5 protein-coding genes are annotated in these 3,877 nt (G+C 50.2%); 3 read left to right on the forward strand and 2 right to left on the reverse strand.

Going from position 1 to position 3,877, the window contains the following annotated elements; genetic code table 11:
• Positions 1-291 precede the first annotated feature (291 nt).
• Complete coding sequence (locus tag KDK14_RS12525; protein ID WP_257265471.1) at positions 292-558, forward strand: hypothetical protein; 267 nt, start codon at positions 292-294, stop codon at positions 556-558.
• A 273-nt stretch (positions 559-831) separates the two neighbouring features.
• On the opposite strand, the gene KDK14_RS12530 is transcribed toward KDK14_RS12525, so the two are convergent.
• Both KDK14_RS12530 and KDK14_RS12535 read right to left on the reverse strand, forming a co-directional pair.
• Complete coding sequence (locus tag KDK14_RS12530) at positions 832-2,085, reverse strand: cysteine desulfurase-like protein (protein WP_257265474.1); 1,254 nt, start codon at positions 2,083-2,085, stop codon at positions 832-834.
• The gene (locus tag KDK14_RS12535; RefSeq protein WP_257265475.1) at positions 2,082-2,738 is read right to left on the reverse strand and encodes a 2OG-Fe dioxygenase family protein; all 657 of its coding nucleotides are present in this window, start codon (positions 2,736-2,738) and stop codon (positions 2,082-2,084) included. The genes KDK14_RS12530 and KDK14_RS12535 overlap by 4 nt, the downstream gene beginning before the upstream one ends.
• On the opposite strand from KDK14_RS12535, the gene KDK14_RS12540 reads away from it, so the two are divergent.
• Both KDK14_RS12540 and KDK14_RS12545 read left to right on the forward strand, forming a co-directional pair.
• Complete coding sequence (locus KDK14_RS12540; RefSeq protein ID WP_257265476.1) at positions 2,737-2,859, forward strand: hypothetical protein; 123 nt, start codon at positions 2,737-2,739, stop codon at positions 2,857-2,859. The genes KDK14_RS12535 and KDK14_RS12540 overlap by 2 nt on opposite strands.
• A 671-nt stretch (positions 2,860-3,530) precedes the next feature.
• Positions 3,531-3,877: hypothetical protein (locus KDK14_RS12545; protein ID WP_257265477.1), on the forward strand; the 347-nt coding region annotated here is incomplete at its 3' end.

The following is a 3,877-nucleotide window of genomic DNA, read 5'->3' on the forward strand; positions in this document are numbered from 1 at the left end:
TATTAAATTGGTAAAATTCTTCCGGTGCAATCAAAACCTTACGGATTCAGGTAAACGGTTAGTAATCTGCGCTGTTTTCTGGACAGGAAAACCCGTTAAGTAGCTGGCCAAATGGAATCGTATCTTTCTGTCTGAATGGACAGTTGCTATGCAAGGCGCATCGCAGGCAGCATAGCCGTACTTATGTGACCGGAGTTGTAACGCCCTACGACTGCATGGATGCAGGAGCCAGAGCAACGGAGGAGCAGTTGCCGAGAGTGGCTGTCACTTAGTCATAAAATAGGATTTCATTTGGTTAACTACTTAATCCTCGCGTTAAAAATAACGTTGGGAAAAAATAGCAGCACAGCTGGTCAGTGGGATCGACATCAAAAATACATTAGCGCAGAACAAGTTGGGCTTAATGGCCCGGGTGTAAAACAAAACTACGATGAGGCTTTGACCGGGTTTTACAAGGCCGCCGACCGGGGAAACGCCACTGCGCAAAACAATCTTGATCGGTTGGGAACAACTGGAAATGAATTTGGTCAAGGGAATCGTGAAAACTGTACCTCCTGAACCATGAATCTTTCATGTTTAGTAAATGTCAGGTTCAAAGAAAGGTCTGAAAACTCATCAGTCAATTTTGTCCAGTCTGCGAACCACTCGAGGGAATTGCGGGCAATAACGGGCTCGAAAACTTCAGTGGCCCCGTCCCGAAAGGTTGGAAATAACACGACCACAATAATAAGGCTTCAGTCGTACACTCATGAATTTCACTTCGCACGTACAAGCATGTGTGTAACAAACATGAATATTTCAGGCTTTTAAGCCAGAGTTATGTTTGTTTTATCAAAATGAATCGTCAACAGCCCCTGCAGAAATATCGCCCAGAACGTTCAGGACCCTGTCGATTTCGGCCAGCGTATGGTAATGGACAAAGCCTATGCGCAGCAGACCGTCCCGCTCCTGAAGGTTGAGCCGGTCAAGCAGGTCCAGTGCATAGAAATGGCCGGACCAGGTATAGATACCATGATGGGCCAGCCGTTGTGCCAGCCTGGCCGAGGAGTGCTGGTGGTGGGCCAGGGCAAATGTGGGGGTTCGGCCAACCGTGGTATCCGGGCCGTACAAGGTAAACCCGGCCATGCCCTTGAGGCCATCAAGGAATCGTTGCGACAACTGTTGTTCATGCCCCTCGATCCAGTTTGCCGAGGCCTGCAATCCCTTGCGGTCGTGACCAGAACCGGTCAGCCAGCCATGGTATTTAATACAGGCCAGCAATCCGGCAATGGCGGTAAAATTCTGTGTCCCGGTCTCCCAGCACCAGGGTGGCTGGTCTTGTGACGCCCGGACTTTATAGGGCTTCAGGCTACCCAGCAGTTCTGGCCGACCATACAATACCCCCAGGTAAGGACCGCAAAACTTGTAGGCAGAACAAGCCAGGAAGTCGGTATCAAGGGCCTGCACATCGGGTAACCGGTGGGCAGTGTAGTGAACGGCATCCACATGAACCAGGGCATTCACGGAATGAGCCGCCTTGATCAGTTCTGCTGCCGGGGTGATGCTGCCGGTCACATTAGATGCCAAGGTAAACGCCACCAGTCGTGTTCTGCCGGACAGCAGGCGCTCAAGCTCCGTGACGCTGAGATTTTGACTGGCGGTAAAATCCATCGTCCGGACCGCACAGCCGCGTTCCTTTGCCGCCAGCACCCAGGGGGTGATATTGGCGTCATGATCCAGGGAAGAGACAATAATCTCATCACCTGTTTGCCAGGTGTTGGCAATCGCCCTGCTCAGTGCCAAAGTCAGGGAGGTCATATTGCTACCAAAGACAATACCGTCGGCAGGGGCATTCAGTAATTGCCCCGCAGCTTCCCTTGCCTGCTCAACCAGTGCCATGGTTTCTTCGCTGGTGGCAAAAAAACCACCCAGATTGGCAGAGCCCGCTTGTTGGTAATCCGACATGGCATCGATGACTGATATCGGTACCTGAGTACCTCCCGGCGAATCGGAGAAGATGGCCTTCTCTTTTCCCTCGAGTCGCCCAAGGGCCGGAAATTGCTCTCGGATGCGCTGGAGGTCGGTTGAGGTATGCTGTTTTGTCACTGTTCATCCTGCAGGGTTACTGTAATAACGAAAACATCCCGATGGCCAGAGACATGACCACTGCTGACCTGAATCTCAGAGGTGTAGTGATAGACCCGTCGATCATTGCAGTAAAGAATATCTCCGGGCGACAACGTGGCGCTGTAGGCAGGCTGTTGTTCCGGATGATAAAAAATACCGGTTTCTGCGCCCTGCACGTTGTTACGGGCAACGCACACAATGGCGATCAGGTCGAAGCCGTCCTGGTGGATACCCTCCGGAACAGGCAGGCCGTGATCTGAGCCGGAACAGGTGATACGGATTTGATGTACGCCATAAACGACACGCGCCGGATTAAGGCCGAAAAAGCCGTTTAACTGCCGGAACAGCGACTGAAATTCCGGTAGCTCCGCCAAAGCCGGTTCAATTTCAGCGAATTCCCGCAGAATATCACCACTGAGGTAATTGACCGAGCGGGACTGGACAAAGTCATCGTGGGGTAATCTTTCCAGACGATCTGCAGGCCCGATGAACTGGGAGTAGCGGCGAAAACGGTAGTCACCACTGACATAGGGGTCAGCGACCAGATTGGCGAAAGAAGGCGCAAAAGCATTCAGATCAAGACCGGTCAGCTGCTGGTGTGAGAAGGTAAAATCAGGTGAAATAATAGCCATGGTTACCCTCATGAGTGATGTCAGCCTGCGCCCAATGTCTGTAGCAGGATATACGACACAATCGCTTACTGTTCCCATCCGTTACTGGCGCTGCCGGGGATCTCCCGGACTGACCACCTGACGGAAAAGGCCAAAAACCTTATTAAAAAATAGTGCACGGGCCTCACTGTGCAAGCCTGAATCTTGACAATTTGGCTAACTATGGACCAAAAAGAGCTTGACCAACAAGATGGACAATCAGCTGAACGTGCAGCGAAACGTCAATAGACCTTAAGGAACTTTCCCGAAATAACTTCCACATTTCCGACGTGACCCTGTCAAGAAAAAACCTTGCCACAGAAACACGGAGAAAAGAAAAAAATCTTTTCCTCTATGACTCTGTGGCCTGTAAATAAATGGTAAATTCTTGTTGTTTTTCAAACCAAAAAAATCCTGAAGCACTAGAATCTTCCTACCTTGGGTTTTCTTGGCGATTACGCTGCCAGGACAGAAAGAAAGTAAAACCTGAATTAAGAAAGTAAAACCTGAATTTACCTCAGTTTTCTGTTCGAGCTTCTGAGTAAGCCGAAGCAATCTGAAAAGTAGAACAGATGGTTGAATAAGGTTTTCCTCGCTAATGGCAAGGGGATACTGCGCTCGGGTATGCGCGTCTTGCAGAAGTAATTCCCTACTATTAACCGCGTAGCGGTCGGGCCAGGCAGGTGGGGTGTCATCCGCCTGTTAGTCAAAGGATGTGAATGCTGACAGACAGCCCCGGGTGAAGTTAACGAATATTCCAGGGATACAAGATATATGACTATCTCTAATGCTATGGGCTCACCGGTGACAACACAGCCGCAACTGTCCCAACGATCATCGGGTTCTCCACGTCATTGTCATGGAATCAAACCAGGTGTCTGTGGGTTTGCCTTGGCTACCGAGTTCATCTGTTCCGGTGGCGGCGCCATTGTTGGTTCTGCTGCAAGCGGCTTCAGCGGCTCTGTTGGTCCATTAATTGGCATGGGTATTGGTGCTGGTCTTGGAGGCGTTACTGTTGCTTGCGTAGATTGCTGCATTTCGCTTTGGGATCGAGATATCACTGTTTGGAATTGTCTAAAAATAACTTTCCCATTTCACTCTAATTCTGGAACTATGGTGTA

The organism is Endozoicomonas sp. ONNA2 (assembly GCF_024606365.1).
In the GTDB taxonomy this organism is placed as follows: Bacteria; Pseudomonadota; Gammaproteobacteria; order Pseudomonadales; family Endozoicomonadaceae; genus Endozoicomonas.